At 65.4% G+C, this 15946-nt stretch carries 21 protein-coding genes; 8 read left to right on the top strand and 13 right to left on the bottom strand.

Annotated features, from left to right (window positions below):
* Nucleotides 1-65: 65 nt before the first annotated feature.
* The gene (locus QX070_RS08120; RefSeq protein ID WP_315736375.1) at nt 66-593 is read left to right on the top strand and encodes a DNA starvation/stationary phase protection protein; all 528 of its coding nucleotides are present in this window, start codon (nt 66-68) and stop codon (nt 591-593) included.
* Nucleotides 594-687: 94 nt separating this feature from the next.
* On the opposite strand, the gene QX070_RS08125 is transcribed toward QX070_RS08120, so the two are convergent.
* The 4 genes from QX070_RS08125 to QX070_RS08140 form a co-directional block, all read right to left on the bottom strand.
* Nucleotides 688-1482 (bottom strand): sulfite exporter TauE/SafE family protein, encoded by a 795-nt coding sequence (locus QX070_RS08125; protein WP_315736376.1) that lies wholly within the window; start codon nt 1480-1482, stop codon nt 688-690.
* Between the two features lie 107 nt (nt 1483-1589).
* The gene (locus QX070_RS08130; RefSeq protein ID WP_315736377.1) at nt 1590-2483 is read right to left on the bottom strand and encodes an MBL fold metallo-hydrolase; all 894 of its coding nucleotides are present in this window, start codon (nt 2481-2483) and stop codon (nt 1590-1592) included.
* An 11-nt stretch (nt 2484-2494) separates the two neighbouring features.
* Nucleotides 2495-2947 carry a DUF6691 family protein gene (locus QX070_RS08135; protein ID WP_315736378.1) on the bottom strand — a complete coding sequence of 151 codons (453 nt, stop codon included), beginning with the start codon at nt 2945-2947 and terminating at the stop codon, nt 2495-2497.
* A gap of 6 nt (nt 2948-2953) precedes the next feature.
* On the bottom strand, nt 2954-3376 hold the full coding sequence (locus QX070_RS08140; protein WP_315736379.1) for a YeeE/YedE family protein: 423 nt from the start codon (nt 3374-3376) through the stop codon (nt 2954-2956).
* 89 nt (nt 3377-3465) lie between these two features.
* Between QX070_RS08140 and QX070_RS08145 the strand changes: the two genes are divergently transcribed.
* Nucleotides 3466-3792 carry a metalloregulator ArsR/SmtB family transcription factor gene (locus QX070_RS08145; protein WP_315737046.1) on the top strand — a complete coding sequence of 109 codons (327 nt, stop codon included), beginning with the start codon at nt 3466-3468 and terminating at the stop codon, nt 3790-3792.
* Here the strand turns inward: QX070_RS08145 and QX070_RS08150 are convergent, their stop codons facing one another.
* The 3 genes from QX070_RS08150 to carA all read right to left on the bottom strand — a co-directional run bounded on the left by QX070_RS08150 (nt 3793) and on the right by carA (nt 6230).
* A complete protein-coding gene (locus QX070_RS08150; RefSeq protein ID WP_315736380.1) occupies nt 3793-4335 on the bottom strand; it encodes a cupin domain-containing protein in 543 nt (180 codons plus the stop codon).
* 66 nt (nt 4336-4401) lie between these two features.
* Nucleotides 4402-4893 (bottom strand): PaaI family thioesterase, encoded by a 492-nt coding sequence (locus QX070_RS08155; RefSeq protein ID WP_315736381.1) that lies wholly within the window; start codon nt 4891-4893, stop codon nt 4402-4404.
* A 140-nt stretch (nt 4894-5033) separates the two neighbouring features.
* The gene (carA, locus tag QX070_RS08160; protein WP_315736382.1) at nt 5034-6230 is read right to left on the bottom strand and encodes a glutamine-hydrolyzing carbamoyl-phosphate synthase small subunit; all 1197 of its coding nucleotides are present in this window, start codon (nt 6228-6230) and stop codon (nt 5034-5036) included.
* A 180-nt stretch (nt 6231-6410) separates the two neighbouring features.
* Here carA and QX070_RS08165 point away from each other — a divergent pair, with 180 nt between their 5' ends.
* From QX070_RS08165 to QX070_RS08180, 4 genes are all read left to right on the top strand, one after another.
* Nucleotides 6411-6866 (top strand): GatB/YqeY domain-containing protein, encoded by a 456-nt coding sequence (locus tag QX070_RS08165; RefSeq protein WP_315736383.1) that lies wholly within the window; start codon nt 6411-6413, stop codon nt 6864-6866.
* A gap of 171 nt (nt 6867-7037) precedes the next feature.
* Nucleotides 7038-8645 (top strand): acyl-CoA synthetase, encoded by a 1608-nt coding sequence (locus tag QX070_RS08170; protein WP_315736384.1) that lies wholly within the window; start codon nt 7038-7040, stop codon nt 8643-8645.
* A gap of 285 nt (nt 8646-8930) precedes the next feature.
* Nucleotides 8931-9707 carry a DUF2189 domain-containing protein gene (locus QX070_RS08175; RefSeq protein WP_315736385.1) on the top strand — a complete coding sequence of 259 codons (777 nt, stop codon included), beginning with the start codon at nt 8931-8933 and terminating at the stop codon, nt 9705-9707.
* Nucleotides 9708-9793: 86 nt separating this feature from the next.
* On the top strand, nt 9794-10216 hold the full coding sequence (locus QX070_RS08180; protein WP_315736386.1) for a hypothetical protein: 423 nt from the start codon (nt 9794-9796) through the stop codon (nt 10214-10216).
* 13 nt (nt 10217-10229) lie between these two features.
* On the opposite strand, the gene QX070_RS08185 is transcribed toward QX070_RS08180, so the two are convergent.
* From QX070_RS08185 to QX070_RS08195, 3 genes are read right to left on the bottom strand one after another with little or no spacing between them, the layout of a single operon-like run.
* Nucleotides 10230-10742 (bottom strand): SRPBCC family protein, encoded by a 513-nt coding sequence (locus QX070_RS08185; RefSeq protein WP_315736387.1) that lies wholly within the window; start codon nt 10740-10742, stop codon nt 10230-10232.
* 3 nt (nt 10743-10745) lie between these two features.
* Nucleotides 10746-11207, bottom strand: a complete 462-nt coding sequence (locus QX070_RS08190) for an SRPBCC family protein (RefSeq protein ID WP_315736388.1) — start codon at nt 11205-11207, stop codon at nt 10746-10748.
* A complete protein-coding gene (locus QX070_RS08195) occupies nt 11200-11514 on the bottom strand; it encodes a helix-turn-helix domain-containing protein (protein WP_315717502.1) in 315 nt (104 codons plus the stop codon). The genes QX070_RS08190 and QX070_RS08195 overlap by 8 nt, the downstream gene beginning before the upstream one ends.
* Before the next feature lie 131 nt (nt 11515-11645).
* Between QX070_RS08195 and QX070_RS08200 the strand changes: the two genes are divergently transcribed.
* Entirely contained in the window at nt 11646-12266 is a 621-nt protein-coding gene (locus tag QX070_RS08200; protein ID WP_315736389.1) for a LysE family translocator, read from the top strand.
* 229 nt (nt 12267-12495) lie between these two features.
* On the opposite strand, the gene QX070_RS08205 is transcribed toward QX070_RS08200, so the two are convergent.
* Both QX070_RS08205 and QX070_RS08210 read right to left on the bottom strand, forming a co-directional pair.
* Complete coding sequence (locus QX070_RS08205; protein WP_315736390.1) at nt 12496-13332, bottom strand: PhzF family phenazine biosynthesis protein; 837 nt, start codon at nt 13330-13332, stop codon at nt 12496-12498.
* A 25-nt stretch (nt 13333-13357) separates the two neighbouring features.
* Nucleotides 13358-13501, bottom strand: a complete 144-nt coding sequence (locus QX070_RS08210; protein ID WP_315737087.1) for a hypothetical protein — start codon at nt 13499-13501, stop codon at nt 13358-13360.
* A gap of 86 nt (nt 13502-13587) precedes the next feature.
* Here QX070_RS08210 and QX070_RS08215 point away from each other — a divergent pair, with 86 nt between their 5' ends.
* On the top strand, nt 13588-14997 hold the full coding sequence (locus QX070_RS08215) for a PLP-dependent aminotransferase family protein (RefSeq protein WP_315736391.1): 1410 nt from the start codon (nt 13588-13590) through the stop codon (nt 14995-14997).
* Between the two features lie 4 nt (nt 14998-15001).
* On the opposite strand, the gene QX070_RS08220 is transcribed toward QX070_RS08215, so the two are convergent.
* Nucleotides 15002-15805, bottom strand: coding sequence for an N-formylglutamate amidohydrolase (locus QX070_RS08220; protein WP_315736392.1), 804 nt, complete (start codon nt 15803-15805; stop codon nt 15002-15004).
* Between the last annotated feature and the right edge of the window lie 141 nt (nt 15806-15946).

A 15946-nucleotide genomic window follows, 5' to 3' on the forward strand; every position in this document is an offset into this window, starting at 1 on the left:
GTCAGCGAGCGTTAACGGGTCCGATCACCCGTGTCCATCGCTGCTTCTAACAGGAAGGTTAGGCCGTGAGTAAAGCAAAGACCGACAAGACCGCCCCCGAGCTCGATACCCCGACCGATCTGTCGCCGGACGCCGTAAACAAGATCTCGACAGCTTTGAACACGCTGCTTGCCGACGCCTTTGCGCTCTATCTGAAGACCAAGAACTTCCACTGGCACGTCAGCGGACGGCATTTCCATGACTACCATGAGATGCTGGACGAGCAGTCGGACGCGATCTTTGCCACCACGGACCAACTGGCCGAGCGGGTGCGGAAGCTCGGCGGCACGACGCTGAAATCGATCAGCCAGATCAGCAAGCTGCAGACCATCAAGGACAACAACGAGGAGTATGTGCCGCCGCGCGAGATGTTGCGGGAGTTGATGGAGGACAACAAGCACGTCGCGGCTGCGATGCGGAAGGCGCACGGGCTGTGCGACCACAATGACGATCCGGCCACCGCGGGATTGCTGGAGACCTTCATCGACGAGACCGAACGCCGCACTTGGTTCTTGTTCGAAGCGAGCCGCCAGGAAGGCAGCAACGCGGCATAAGCGGGCCCGCGTTGAGTTGAGCTCCGGGCGCGCTGCGAGGACGTGGGGCGCCCGTCCGGCCTCGATGCTGGCTCCGGCTCATATCCACGCCGCACTATCCGGAGTGGCCGAGTGCCGACCAACTCCGATAGATCATGTAAGCCGCCACCACGAACACCACGGTGGCAAACACCTTGTTCAGGGTGCCGCGCGTACTGGACAGGCGAGCGGCCAGCTTCGCACCGACCAGGCCACCGGCGATGCCGGCGACGAGAAAGGTCGCCGCCAGCGCCCAGTCGACCAGTCCCGACAGCGCGTAGTTCGCTGCGGTCGTCAGTCCGAACGCCGTGACGGACACGAGCGAGGAGCCGATCGCGTAGAGGATCGGCATGCCTGTCGCAAACATCAGAGCCGGAACGATCAGGAAGCCGCCGCCGATGCCGAAGAAGCCGGACAGCATTCCCGTGCCGAAGCCGAATGCCACTAGCGGCAACAGATTGTCGCGTGAAAGCTTGACGTCCAGCTGGCTGTCCGTGCCGCGCTTGCGCAGCATCAAGAGGCCGATCACGATCATGACCAGGGCGAACAGCAGCAGCAGCTTCTGGCCGTCAACCATCTTGCCGAGCGTCGAGCCAGCGAAGGCGCCGACCACGCCCGTTGCAGCAAACACCAGCGCGCAACGCCATTTGACGTTGCCGGAGCGGGCATGATTGGCGAGATTGGCCGCCGCGTTGATTGCCACGGCGACCGCGCTCGTGCCGATCGCCACGTGGGGATTGCCGACGCCCACCAGATACACCATGAGCGGCACGGCCAGCACCGATCCGCCCCCGCCGATCAGGCCGAGCGTGAATCCGACGAAAGAGCCGGACAGCGAGCCGAGCGCAAGCTCGGCAGCGGACAACGTCATCCTGTGATGCTCCGGCGTGGCATGCCGCGCCGGGGTGCGTGGACGCGGCCAAATGGGAAAGCCGAGCCGCGACGTCTGCCGCGTGCTCGGCGGGGCGGAGGGGGGTCTTAGAGCGTGTTGAGCGGCACTTTCAGGAAGCGCCGGCCGTCCTGATCGGGCGTCGGCAGCCGTCCCGCCTTCATGTTCACCTGCAACGACGGGATGATCAGCTTGGGCATGTCCAAGGTGCGGTCGCGCGCCTCGCGGGCGGCGACGAACTGATCCTCGGTGATGCCGTCGCGGACGTGGATGTTGTGCGCGCGCTGCTCGACCACCGTCGTTTCCCAGCGGATGTCGCGGCCGTTTGGACCGTAGTCGTGGCACATGAACAGCCGCGTCGCGTCAGGCAGCTCCAGCACCCGGCGGATCGAGCGATACAGGGTGCGGGCGTCGCCGCCAGGAAAGTCGGCGCGTGCCGAGCCGCCGTCCGGCATGAATAGCGTATCGCCGACGAAGGCGGCGTCTCCGATTACATGAGTCATGCAGGCCGGCGTGTGCCCCGGCGTATGCATGGCGAAGGCAGTCATTGCGCCGATCCGGTAGGTATCGCCATCATGGAACAGGCGGTCGAACTGGCTGCCGTCGCGCTGAAACTCGGTGCCTTCGTTGAAGATCTTGCCGAACGTCTCCTGCACCATCCTGATGTTGGCGCCGATGCCGATCCTGCCGCCCAGCCTTGACTGGATGTAGGGCGCCGCCGACAGATGGTCGGCATGGACATGGGTCTCGATCAGCCAGTCCAGTTGCCAGCCGCGATCCTCGATCAGGCGAATGATCTTGTCGGCGGAATGGGGCGCGATGCGACCCGAGGCATAGTCGATGTCCATGACCGAATCGATCACGGCGCAGGCCCGCGAGCCTGGGTCCTTGACCACGTAGCTGACGGTGTTGGTGGCGGGATCGAAGAACGGTGTGACCTCGGGTTTCACCGACAGGTCGACCGGATGTGGAATGCCGGACATTCAAGCCTCCCTCATTCTGAAGCGACCGCGGCGAGCGAGGGCCGGCGGCTCGCGAGAATGCGGGCTGCGGCCATTCCGATCATCATGGCCGTGACAAACAGGACGATGGCAGACGAGCCGTAGCCGAGCGCTACGAAGGCCGGGCCCGGGCAGATGCCGGCGAGGCCCCAGCCGATGCCAAAGACGGCAGGGCCGGTTGCGATCCGCCAATCCAGCGTCTGCGAGGATGGCAGGTGGAATTGGTCACCGAGGACGGGACGCCGGCGCCGCAAAACCAGTCGAAAGCCGGCGAAGGTGACCCCGACCGCTCCAGCCATCACGAGGATCAGGCTCGGATCCCAGCCGCCGGAGCGGATCGCCGCGAAATCGAGGAAGTTGAGCACTTTCTCTGGATTGGACATGCCCGAGAGCAGCAGCCCGAGTCCGAAGATGAGGCCGACGGTGAACTGGACGAAAATGATCATGGTGCCTCACAGCACGTGGCGAACGAGGAAGGTGGTCGCGACCGCGGTGGCCATGAATATCAGCGTGGCGACGATCGAGCGCGGCGACAGGCTGGCGATGCCGCAGACGCCATGACCCGAGGTGCAGCCGTTGCCCCAGACCGCCCCGAAGCCGACCAGCAGTCCGGCTGCAACCATATCTATCGGACCGACCTCCAGCTTCAGCGGCGGCAGGCTCCCGCTCACGATGCGGACTGCAAGGGCGGCCGCGACCAGCCCTCCTATGAAGGCGAGCCGGCCAGCGAGCGCGCCGTCCCAGGGCGGCAACAGCCGCGCGGCAATGCCGCTGACGCCGGCGATGCGGCCGGTCAGGCCCATCAGCATGACGGCTGCAGCGCCGATGAGGGCGCCGCCTGCGAGCGCCGTAACCGCCGTATACTCCGTGATCATATCGTCCCTTGATTCCCTCGTTGGGCGCATGTTGCAATCGGCTATCATGTGCATTATTGCATATATACGAAATTGAAGAAGTAACAATGATGACAACACAGGCCAGGCGCAAAGCCCGCGAGACCATGGTGGCGGCGCTCGACGACAAGGCGGAGGAGGCGGCCGGCCTGCTCGCTGCCATGGCGAATTCGAAGCGCCTCATGGTGCTCTGCAACCTCATCGACGGCGAGCGCGCAGTCGGCGATCTCGCCGAGCAGGTCGGGTTGCGACAGGCGGCGCTGTCGCAACATCTCGCGAAGATGCGCGCGCTCGATCTCGTCGCCACCCGGCGCGATGGCCAGACCATCTACTATCGGCTGGCGAGCCGGGAGGTCCGCGAGATCCTGCAGACGCTGTATCGGCTGTATTGCGCCTGATCAGCGCGCCTGCTGCCACAGGCGCGTGAGTGGGCCACCCGCGCCGAGCACGGGATCGGTCGCGGGCATCGGCACCTCCGGAATGGTTTTCGATGCGCGGGCGTGGTTCTCCGGCGTCGGCCGCGTGATCTGCATCTTCGGTCCGGGCGGATAGGCGCCGACGATGCAGAAATCGCTGCTGGCAGCGATGCATTGATGTCCGGTGCCGGCCGGCAGGATGGCGACGTCGCCGGGCCTGAGCTCCAGCTCCTGGCCCTGATCGCCGCCGAAGCGGACCCGCGCCGTTCCGCCGGCGACACCCAGCGCCTCATGCACGGTCGCATGATAGTGCAGATAGTCGTAGACGCCGTTGCGCCACATGTCGCCCCAGCCATTGGCGGCGAACACGCCCTCGATGTCGGCCGCCGGATCGGCGCCACCCAGATCGATGACGGCCTTGTAGACCAGGAACGGCATCGGATTATTGGGCACCAGGCCGTCATCCGCGAACACGATGCTGAGCGGTTCGATCGACTTGACGCGGGGCGAGGGGGCGGCAGGCATGGCGACCTCGGAACAAAGGATGGGGCCTCGCCCTATCAACCGGCCTGCGCGGCCGCCGTTCCAGGCTCACGCCTTGGGCAGTTCGAACACCAGGCAAGTCGTGGTGGCATGCGCCAGCAGGCGTCCTTGCGAATCGACGATGCGTGCCTCGGCCGTCGCGGCGCGGCGTCCGAACGATAGCGTCCTGCCCTCCGTTCTCACGATGCCGGTGGTCTCGGTCATTGCCTTGATGAAGGAGACCTTGAATTCCAGCGTGGTGTAACCGCTGCCCTGCGGGCACATCGTGTGGACGGCGAGCCCCATCGCGGAATCCAGCAGGATCGCGGCGTAGCCGCCATGCACCGAACCGATCGGATTATAATGCCGCAAGGCCGGCACGCTGTGCATGACGACCTGGCCGGGCTCGGCGCTGCAGTCGAACGGCGCGACCGTCTGCATGATCGGCGGCTGCGGCAAAGTCCCGGCAAAGATGCCGCGCACGAAATCGAGCCCGGGCATCGAGGCCAGCGCCGCCAGGGGCACCACGCCGAATTCAGCGCGCGAATCCGTCTCGCTCATATCGTCGATCTCCAATGTATGATGATCATCATATGAATGTGGTGCGAAAAGATCGAGGGCAAAACAGATGCCGGCGATCACAAGATTGCGGACAGAAAAATGCCCGGGACCAGCCCGGGCATCGTGTCCAGCTGCCGACCTCAGGCCGCGCTGCGCTTCTTTTCGCGCATCAGCTCGGCGAAGCGCTGAAACAGATAGTGCGAGTCGCGCGGGCCGGGCGACGCTTCCGGGTGGTACTGCACGGAGAACACCGGCTTGCCCTCGAGCTGGATGCCGCAATTCGAGCCGTCGAACAGCGAGATGTGGGTCTGCGTCGCGCCCGATGGCAGCGTGTCCTGGTCGACCGCGAAGCCATGGTTCATCGAGGTGATCTCGACCTTGCCGGTGGTCTCGTCCTTGACCGGATGATTGGCGCCGTGATGGCCCTGATGCATCTTCTTGGTCTTGGCGCCAACCGCAAGCCCGAGCATCTGATGGCCGAGGCAGATGCCGAAGGTCGGCGTGCCCGACGAAATCACCTGCTGAATGACCGGCACGGCATATTTGCCGGTCGCCGCGGGATCACCCGGTCCGTTCGACAGGAACACGCCGTCCGGCTTCATCGCGAGGATGTCCTCGGCGGGCGTCGTCGCCGGCACTACGGTCACCTTGCAGCCGACGCCGGCGAGCAGGCGCAGGATGTTGCGCTTGATGCCGTAGTCGATCGCGACGACGTTGAATTCCGGATTGGTCTGTTGGCCGAAACCCACGTTCCATACCCAGGGGGTCTCGTCCCAGGTGAAGCGCTGGGCTGAGGTCACCATCGGCACCAGGTCCATGCCCTCCAGGCCCGGCCATTCCCGCGCTTCCTTCTTCAGGGCGTCGAGGTCGAAATTGCCGTCCCTGGCATGCGCGATCACAGCGTTCGGCATGCCCTTGGAGCGGATCAGCGCGGTCAGCGCCCTTGTGTCGATGCCGGACAGCCCGATGATCCCGCGCGCGCGCAGCCACTGGTCGAGATGGCGCGTCGCGCGATAATTTGAGGGGTCGGTGATCGCGGTGCGCAGGATCACCCCGCGCGCGCCCGGCGTCGCCGCCATGTTCACCGTCTCGATATCCTCGTCGTTGGTGCCGACATTGCCGATATGCGGGAAAGTGAAAGTGATGAGCTGGCCGGCATAGGAGGGATCGGTCAGGATCTCCTCATAGCCGGTCATTGCGGTGTTGAAGCAGACCTCGCCCGCGGCGTGGCCTTCGGCGCCGAGGCCGTAGCCTTCCAGCACCGTTCCATCGGCGAGCACGAGGAGCGCGGTCGGTTTATGGTCCGGCCAGGCGGCGTCAGTATCGATGTGTGTCATGAGGCCTCTACATAGTGCCCCTGGCGCGCGGCGTCAAAGCGGGAAGCGGCCGATTCACACGCGATATCGGTCAATTTGACTGGAGTTTCGAGGCATCCGACCGGAACGGATGCGGAACCGTGTTGTTTCGGGTGGGCGAACCGCCTAGACCAGCGCCAATGGATTTGAGAGGGCGAGATCATGCTGCGCGACGACATCAACAATGCGGTCAAGGAGGCGATGAAGGCCAAGGACGAGCGCAAGCTGTCCACCCTTCGCATGGTGAACTCGACCTTGAAGAATGCCGACATCGCGGCGCGCGGCGAAGGCAAGCCGCCCTTGACCGACGCCGACGTGCTCGCGGTGCTGCAGAAGATGATCAAGCAGCGTCAGGAGTCGGTCGAGCTGTATGAAAAGGGCGGCCGCGCCGAGCTCGCCGCGGGCGAGCGCGAGGAGATCGCGGTCATCTCGGCCTATCTGCCGAAGCAGATGAGCGACGATGAGGTGAAGTCGGCCATCTCCTCCGCCGTCGCTGAGACCGGCGCCGCCGGCATGAAGGACATGGGCAAGGTGATCGGCGTGCTGAAGGCGAAGTACACGGGACAGATGGATTTTGCCAAGGCGAGCGCACTGGTGAAGGCGGCGCTGTCGGGCTAGGCCGCGCGAAGCGCCGAGCCATCCCCAAATCGTCATGCCCGGGCTTGTCCCGGGCATCCACGTCTTTAAGACTATCATCAAGAGTAAAGACGTGGATGGCCGGGCCGTCGCCGCGCCGGAGGGGCTTCGGCCCCGCAGGCGGGTCTTCGCCCGGCCATGACGGAGAGAACAATGCTCAAGGAAACGTCCGACTACGACCAGCTCACTCGCGACTTCCGCTGGGACATTCCGGCGCAGTTCAACATCGCGGTCGCGACCTGCGATCGCCACGCCGACGGCTCCGCCCGCCTCGCGCTGGTCGTCGTCGAGGAGGACGGCGCCGCCCGGCGCGTCTCATTCGATGAGCTGCGCGATTACTCCTGTCGCTTCGCCAACGTATTGAAGGCCGATGGTCTCGCGCAGGGCGACCGCGTCGCGGTGTTCCTGTCGCAGTCGCTGGAGCTGCCGATCGTCCATCTGGCGGCGTTCCGCGCCGGTCTCGTCTCCGTGCCGCTGTTCACGCTGTTCGGCGAGGACGCGCTGCAATTCCGGCTGCAGAATTCCGGCGCCAAGGTCGTCGTCACCGACGCCACGGGCCTTGCGAAGCTTGCGCGCATTCGCGACCACCTGCCGGAGCTCAAGACGATCTATGTCACTGATGGCGACGGCCTCGGCGCCCGAGCCTTCTGGCCGACGCTGGAGCGCGCCTCGGATCAATTCCCGACCGTCGCCACGTCGAGCGACGACCCTGCCATCATCATCTACACCTCGGGTACGACCGGAAATCCCAAGGGCGCGCTGCACGCCCATCGCGTGCTGCTCGGCCACCTGCCCAATGTCGAGATGGTGCACGGCTTCCTGCCGAAGCCCGGCGACGTCATGTGGACGCCGGCGGATTGGGCGTGGATCGGCGGCCTGTTCGACGCGCTGTTTCCCGCATGGTATCACGCGATCCCGGTGATCGGTTATCGCGCCAGGAAATTCGAGCCGCAGGCCGCAATGCAACTGATGGCGGACTACGGCGTCCGCAACGTGTTCCTGCCCCCGACCGCGCTGAAGTTGATGCGCCAGGCCAATGTCAAGCACGAGGGCGTCAAGCTGCGCAGCATCCTCACCGGCGGCGAGTCGCTCGGCGCCGAGCTGCTCGACTGGGTGCGCGCGACCTTCGGCATCGATGCGCACGAGATCTACGGCCAGACCGAATGCAATCTCGTCGTCGGCAACAATGCGAGGCTGTTTCCGATCCGGCCGGGCTCGATGGGCAAGGCGACGCCGGGCTTCGAGGTTCTGATCGTTAACGACAAGGGCGAGGAGCTGCCGCGCGGAGAGAGGGGCATCATCGGCGTGCGCCAGCCCAATCCCTGTACCATGATCGAATACTGGCGCAATCCGGAGGCGACGCAGAAGAAGTTCGCTCGTGACGTGCTGCTGACCGGCGATCTCGGCACCCAGGATGACGACGGCTATTTCTGGTATGCGAGCCGCGAGGACGACGTCATCACGTCGGCCGGCTATCGCATCGGCCCGGCCGAGATCGAGGACACGCTGCTCAAGCACCCGGCAGTCGCGTTGGCGGCCGTCGTCGGCATTCCCGACCCGGTGCGCACCGAGGCCATCAAGGCGTGGATCGTGCTGCGGCCCGGCTTCATTGCAAATGACACTCTGTCGCGAGAGATCCAGGACTTCGTCAAAGTGAAGCTCGCTGCGCACGAATACCCGCGCCACGTTGAATTCACCGACACCCTGCCGATGACGGCGACCGGCAAGGTGCTGAGGCGCGAGTTGCGGGCGCGGGGGTAGGGCGAGCTTGCTGCCGTGCGAGCCCGATGGCGCGGCTTGCGAGGCTCCCCCCGCTTGGTGACGAGCACGGGTCCAACAACATGCGTCGGATGTGGCCGCGCCTGACCCCAGCTCTCGCCCCGTAAGGACGGGGGAGAGGGGACCTGCGGCGCCGCGCGGCTTCGCATCTCGCCTCACGGGACGCCACGGCTTAGACCCTGTCCGCTGCCTACAAGTTGAAATTGAAATCCTCGCCCTACCGCTGTTAGCATCATCGCCAACAAGAACAGTCAGGAGGGTACGCCGATGACCGCATCCGTCTCGGGACGATCCGATCCCGTGGTGCGCCGCATCACGACGGCCGATATCGCCGAAGCCTTGACGCAAGGCCTCCGTGATTTTCAGGCTCAGCCCATGTTCGGCCTTGCTTTCGGGCTGATCTACGTGCTCGGCGGCATCAGCATCGTGCTGTGCGTCACCGCGTTCGGCATGGTCTACCTGGCCTATCCGCTGGCCGCGGGCTTTGCGCTGATCGGCCCGTTCGTCGCGATCGGTCTCTACGAGGTCAGTCGCCGCCGCGAGCTCGGCCAGCCGATCACCTATGGCGCGATCTGGCGCACGATCACGTCACGCGGCGAGATTGCCTGGATGGCGTTCGTGACGCTATTTTTCTTCATTATCTGGATGTACCAGGTGCGCCTCCTGATCGCGCTGCTGCTCGGGCTCAATGCCTCGTTCTCCAGCATCAAGGAGTTCATGACGGTGGTGCTGACGACCAACGAGGGTCTGCTCTTCCTGGCGATCGGCAATCTCGACGGCGCCGCCCTGTCGCTGGTGCTGTTCTCGCTCACGGTCGTATCGTTTCCGCTGCTGCTGGAGCGCGACGTCGATTTCGTGACGGCGATGATCACCAGCGTGCGCGCGGTCGTGACCAGTCCCGGCCCGATGATCGGCTGGGCCGCCGTCATCACCGTGCTGCTGATCATCTCGGCATTGCCGTACTTCCTGGGGCTGCTGGTCACTGTGCCGGTGCTGGGCCATGCGAGCTGGCATCTGTACCGCCGGATCGTAGCTCCGGCGTAAGGCCAGGACTGCCGCGACGATCGCACGGGTTTGGTTCGAACCGCGGCTCGCCAATGGTCGGCCGGTCCCAATGTCGGAGAAGGATGATGCCGGATAACGTCGCCTTGTTTGCCGCGATCGTCCTATTGCTGCCGATGTTCTATCTGCTGCTGGCCGCGCCGGCGTTCCTGCTGGTGCGGCTCGACATCGTGCCGGTCACCCGGCTCCTGCGCGGCATGTTCGACTCCTACTTCGTGGCGCTTTCGATCGCCGGCGGCATCGGCACACTCGCCGTGCTGGCCGACGGCCGTCCCGTTCTGGGGCTGGGCATTGGCTTGATCGCGGCGTTCGCGCTGGTCTCGCGCCGCTGGTTTCTGCAGCAGATGGACGCGCGCATCCGCGACAGGGATTCCGGCGATACGACGGCCGTGCGCCGGCTGCGGTGGCTGCATTGGGGGGGCATGCTGGGCAATGCGGTCCAGGTCGGCGCCGTCCTCGCCAGCATCCCACAGATCGCCGCGGTGTCGTAGCAGGCCTTGTCGTTTAAGGCACTGCAATCCCCATCGCCTTCAGGGCCGCCAGCATGCGCGTCGGCGGTGTCATCTTCACCGCGAGCGGCTTGCCCGTCTCGAGCACGCTCTTGAGGCTCGACAGGATGGCCGGCCAGCCCTGGCGTCCGCCGGACAGGATGTCGTCGGAGAGCGGCCGCTCGTGCGCTTCAGTCATCGTGAGACGGACGGCGTCGCCGGCCGGTTCGATCTCATAGGTCACGAGCGTGCGGCCCAGTGCCTCGACGAGGCCGGGCCAGTTGACGTCCCACGTGACGATCAGCCGGTGCGGCGGCTCGCAGACGATCACCTGGCCGCTGATGTGTTCGGAGCCGTCCGGCGCGCGCACGATGAAGGCGCCACCCGCCCTCAGCTCGGCTTCAACCGCGAAGCCGAAGAAATATTGCCGGCTGAACTCGGCCGAGGTCAGCGCCTGCCACACCTTCTCAGGGCTGGCGGCGATGTAGATCGTGTAGACGGTGGCGGGCCTGAACTTTGCAAGATCCATCGCTCAGACTCCTTTGCCGAGCGCTGACATCGGGATCGCCAGCGCCGTTCCGGTCTCCAGCAGACTTTTTAGGCCGGACAGGATCGCGGGCCAGCCGTTGGAAACCGCATCGAGCAATCTCCCCGCTCCTTCGAAGCCTTCATGCGTCAGGGTCAGCTTGACGGAGTTGCCGTGCTGTTCGATCGCGAACACGACCTTGGTCGGCTGCTCGTTGCGAAACTCGTCTTTCAGGACGTGCTGGAAAGTGTAGGAGAGCCGGCGTGGCGGATCGAACTCCAGAATCTGGCCGACATCCGTCGTCATCCCGTCGGTCACCAGCGTGAACGGCGAGCCGACGCGCCAATCGGAATGCAGTTCGGTGCCGAACCAGTAGCGCTTCGCGAATTCGTTTGATGTCAGCGCTTCCCACAATTTCTCGGGCGTCGTCGCGATATACGTGACGTAGACGAATTCGGGCTTACTCATCGCGCTCCTCCAATTGCCGCTTCAACTCGCTGAGCGCGGCGAGCTTGCCGCGCTCGAATTTCTTGATCCAGCGCTCCCCGATGTGATGGATCGGCACCGGATTGAGATAGTGCAGCTTCTCGCGGCCATGCCGGATCGTCGCGACCAGATTGGCCGCTTCCAGAATGGCAAGGTGCTTGGTCACGGCCTGTCGCGTCATCGCGAGGCCGTCGCAGAGTTCGGTCAGGGTTTGCCCGTTCCGCGCGTGGAGCCTGTCGAGCAGGGCGCGTCGTGAGCCGTCCGCAAGCGCCTTGAAGACATCATCCATGTGAGAAAGAATAGGCAACAAAATGGTTGCATGTCAAGAGCGCTGCGGTGTGGATCGCGCGAGGAAAAGCGGGCTTCCCTCTGCAGACATGTCGTGCATTAGTGAGCGCCTCATTCGCATCGAGGCGCCTCATGTCCCTGCAAGTCTATCTCGCCTTCGTCGCCGCCTGCATCGGGCTCGCGCTGCTGCCGGGTCCCGTCGTGACGCTGCTGATCGCCAACGGTCTGCGCCACGGGACCCGCGCCGCGCTCATCAATATCGCCGGTGTGCAGACCGGGCTGGCGATCGCGATCGGCATCGTCGCCGTCGGCCTGACGTCGCTGATGGCCACGATGGGCTATTGGTTCGAATGGGTGCGGCTGATCGGTGCGGCCTATCTGGTGTGGCTCGGCATTCAGCTCATCCGCTCGCCGATCGAGGGGATCTCTGCGGGCGAGGCGCCGCCACCGCCGCCGCGCGGCGGCTTTTTCCTGCAGGGGCTGCTGGTGCTGCTCTCGAACCCGAAGGTGATGGTGTTCTTCGGCGCGTTCCTGCCGCAGTTCATGGACATGAGCCGGGATCACGTGCCGCAGGTCGGTTTGCTCGGCGTCACCTTCATGTTGATTGCGGGTCTCACCGACGCGATCTATGCGCTGCTCGCGGGCCGTGCGCGAAAACTGTTCTCGGCCAGGCGGACCCGGCTGGTGTCGCGCATCTCCGGCGGCTTCATGATCGGCGGCGGCGTGTGGCTGGCGCTGACGCGGGCGCGCTGACGAGCTCGCCTCCGCAGCCCCAGCCTCCCTTCCATCATCCTTCGAGGCGCCGGCCCTCGGCGGGCTCCTCAGGATGAGGGCAAATTCGCCGCGCAGTCAAAAAAACTCCTGGTGAGGAGCGCCGCGCGTGGCGCGTCTCCGGACGATGCTTCGCATCGCCGGGAGAACAATGAGGCCGCGCTGACACCAGACCGGTCTGCGACCGACTCGAGATTCTGCGGCGGTCGCCTTACAGGCTGATCGTTCCCTTCACCACCGGCGCGACGTCACCGCCGATCCAGATCGTCTCGCCGTCCTGCGCGACATGGACGCGGCCGGCGCGGCCGAGAACCGTGCCCTGGGAAGCGACATATTGCTTCGGAGCAATTCCGGTTCCGATCAGCCATTGCGCCAGACTTGCATTGAGGCTGCCCGTCACCGGGTCCTCGCCGCCACCCCACATGAAGCCGCGTACCTCGTAGTCGGCCTCCGGTCCATCCTGCGCCCGATCCCATGGCGCAACCACGCCGATCGGCTGTTGCGGCAGCGCCGCCGGATTGAAGCGGATGTCGAGCAGCGCGCGGCGCGAGTCGATCAGCACGCCGATCCAGCCCGGGCCGTTGTCGACCCACTGCACGGCGCGCACTGTGCTCGATTGGATGCCGAGCGCTGCTGCGATCTTGCTCGTCAGCTCGGCATCGACGGCGCCGGAGCGCCTGAGCGGCGGGGCTGCGAAGGCGAGCCGGTCTCCGTCACGCTTGATGCGCACGAGACCCGCGCCGCATTCCTGCACCACATGCTCGCCCTTCGGCCGGCCGCCGAGCGCGAGCCATACGTGGCACGAGCCGAGCGTCGGATGGCCCGCAAAAGGCAGCTCGCGCTGCGGGGTGAAGATGCGCACGCGATAATCGGCGCCCGGATTCTGAGCGCGTGACAGGAAGGTCGTCTCGGACAGGTTGGTCCAGTTGGCGATCGCCCGCATCGCCGCATCGTCGAGGCCGTCGGCCTCGGCGATCACGGCAAGCGGGTTGCCCTTGAAGGCGACCTTGGAGAACACGTCGACTTGATGGAACGGAAGCATCGGCATGGCTGTGTCCTCCCAGGTCTCGTTGTCAGTCGCGCCAGAACGGCTTGTTGGCCTCTTCCTGGACGATCGCCGGATCAAGGCCGCAATCACGCATCTGTTCGCGATCGAGCATCGCCAGTTCGGACCGCCAGAACAGGCGCTGCAGCCAGAGTTGCGGCACCCCGAGCAAATTGCTCTTTCCATGGGCAACTTGCGGAGTTGCCCAACGCTGCGCCAGGGAATATGCCATGAGTCACCTATTGCTCTTCAATTGCGTTGTTCGAAGAGCAATCGCGCAGTACATATCTCGGTGCAATCGAAACATTGCTCTCGGTGCAATATAGCATGAATGCTTCGTATACGGTCCTGGTGGACGACATCGCCGAGGACATCGCCAACGGCAGGCTGAAGGCCGGCGACCGGCTGCCGCCGCAGCGCCAGTTTGCCTACGAGCGAGGAATTGCCGCCTCCACGGCAGCCCGTGTCTATGCCGAATTGTTGCGCAGGGGCCTGGTCGTGGGCGAGGTCGGGCGCGGCACTTTCGTCGCAGGAGAGGCGGTGCCGGTGCCGCCCTCGCTGCGGCTGGAGCCGTTCGACGGCCGCATCGATCTCGAGTTCAATTTTCCGACACTGCCCGACCAGGCGGCCATGATCGCGAAATCGATGGCGGTCTGGCAGCGGCCGGAGAAGCTCGCGCCGGTGCTGGCGCCGATCACGCAGCGCCGGCTGGCCGAGGCCGGGCGCACCGCTGCGGCCTTCTTCGCGAGCGAGCGCTGGCGCCCGCGTGCGGAGAACTTTGTCTTCGCCGGCAGCGGACGGCAGTCGCTGGCTGCGGCGATCTCGGCGCTGGTGCCGGTCGGTGGCCGGCTCGGCGTCGAGGCCGTGACCTATCCGATGATCAAGGGCATCGCGGCGCGGCTCGGCGTGACCCTGGTGCCGCTCGCGATGGACGGCGAGGGCGTCCGCCCGGACGCGCTGACCAAGGCGCATCGCAGCAGTGCGCTCAACGCGATCTACATCCAGCCGGTGATGCAGAATCCGCTCGGCCTGACGATGAGCGAGGCGAGGCGCGAGGAGATCGTGCGTCTGGTGCGCAAGCACGAGCTGATGATCATCGAGGATCTGGTCTACGGCTTCCTCAGCGATCAGGTCTCGCTGGCGACGCAGGCCGAGGAGCGCGTCGTCGTGGTCGACAGCCTTGCCAAGCGGCTGGCGCCGGGCATCGCCGTCGGCTTCCTGTACGTCCCCTCGACCATGCGCGAAAAATTCGCCGCCACGGTGCGCACCGGGGCGTGGTCGGTGACGTCGCTGGCCCTGGCCGCCGGCATGGGGCTGCTCGCCGACGGCACGGCGGCCGAGATCACCAGGCGCAAGCGTGCCGATGCGCTGGTGCGCCAGGCGATCGTCGCCGAGTGCCTCGCCGGTCATCACATCGAGGCTGATCCGCGCTCCTATCATGTCTGGCTGCATCTGCCGGAGGGCTGGCGCGCCGAAGCCTTGACGGCCGCTACGGCCCGCGCCGGCATCGCGATCACGCCGGCGAGCGCGTTTGCGGTGGCGCATGGCCATTCACCGAATGCGGTGCGGCTCGCGCTCGGCCTGCCGAGCCATGACGATCTGCGCACGGCGCTGTGGCGGCTCGCGGGCCTGCTCGCGCATCACGACGCCTCCGACATGACGGAGTAGCGGACTACGCGAGACCCTTGCTGCGCAGTTCGACCTCGATCTCGCCGAGAATGCGGATCAGCCGCTCGGCCCAGCGCTGCTGGCCCTCGGGCTCGGCGATTTCGTTCTGACGAATCTCGATGCCGGAATTGATCAGCCCGCGCGCCTCGCCATGCACGGGGATGGTGTAGTCGGTGCCGTCGCCGACCGCATAGGGCTGGTTGTCGCCCACCACGAGATCGGGCTCGGCCCGCAGCGCCTTCAACAGCAGCGGCGGCAGCACCCGGTCGTGCTGGTACAGCGTGCCGATGTGCCAGGGCCGCGCGATGCCGGCATAGACAGGCGTGAAGCTGTGCAGCGAGACGAGGATGGTCGGCCGGCCGGCGGCCTTGCGCGCATCGAGCACGTCAGTGATCCGGTCGTGATAGGGATCGAAGACGACGCGCCGCCGCAGGTCGGCGTCCTCATGCGTCAGGCCCTCATTGCCGGGGATCGTGGTGCGCTCGCTGATCATCGGAATCGAGTTCGGCGCCTTCGGTGACCTGTTGCAGTCGATCACCAGACGCGAATAGCGCTGCGCCACCAGATGCGCATCGAGTGCCCGCGATACTTGCTCCGCGACCTCGGCAATGCCGATGTCCCAGGCGATGTGCCGCTCGAGCTCGCTTTCGGGCAGGCCGAGATCGCCGAGTGCGCGCGGCAGCAGGCGGCCGTAGTGATCGCACGTGAAGAACAAGGCCGACGCGCCACCGGCGTTGCGCTCGAGCACAGGCGGAACTTCGTCTGGCTGAAGGAGTAGATGAGTGTTGCTCGTGCCGGACACGGTCATGCTGCCTCTCGTTGCTTCATGAAGCGGCAGACCGATCTCGGATTGGGCAGACAGATGAGGATTTGGCCGGCGGACATCATGATGGTCGCCCAAACGATGCTGATTCTGGCGATCATTCACAAGACAGAAGTTCGCAATGGG

It is taken from the genome of Bradyrhizobium sp. SZCCHNR1093 (assembly GCF_032381175.1).
Taxonomy (GTDB): domain Bacteria; phylum Pseudomonadota; class Alphaproteobacteria; order Rhizobiales; family Xanthobacteraceae; genus Bradyrhizobium.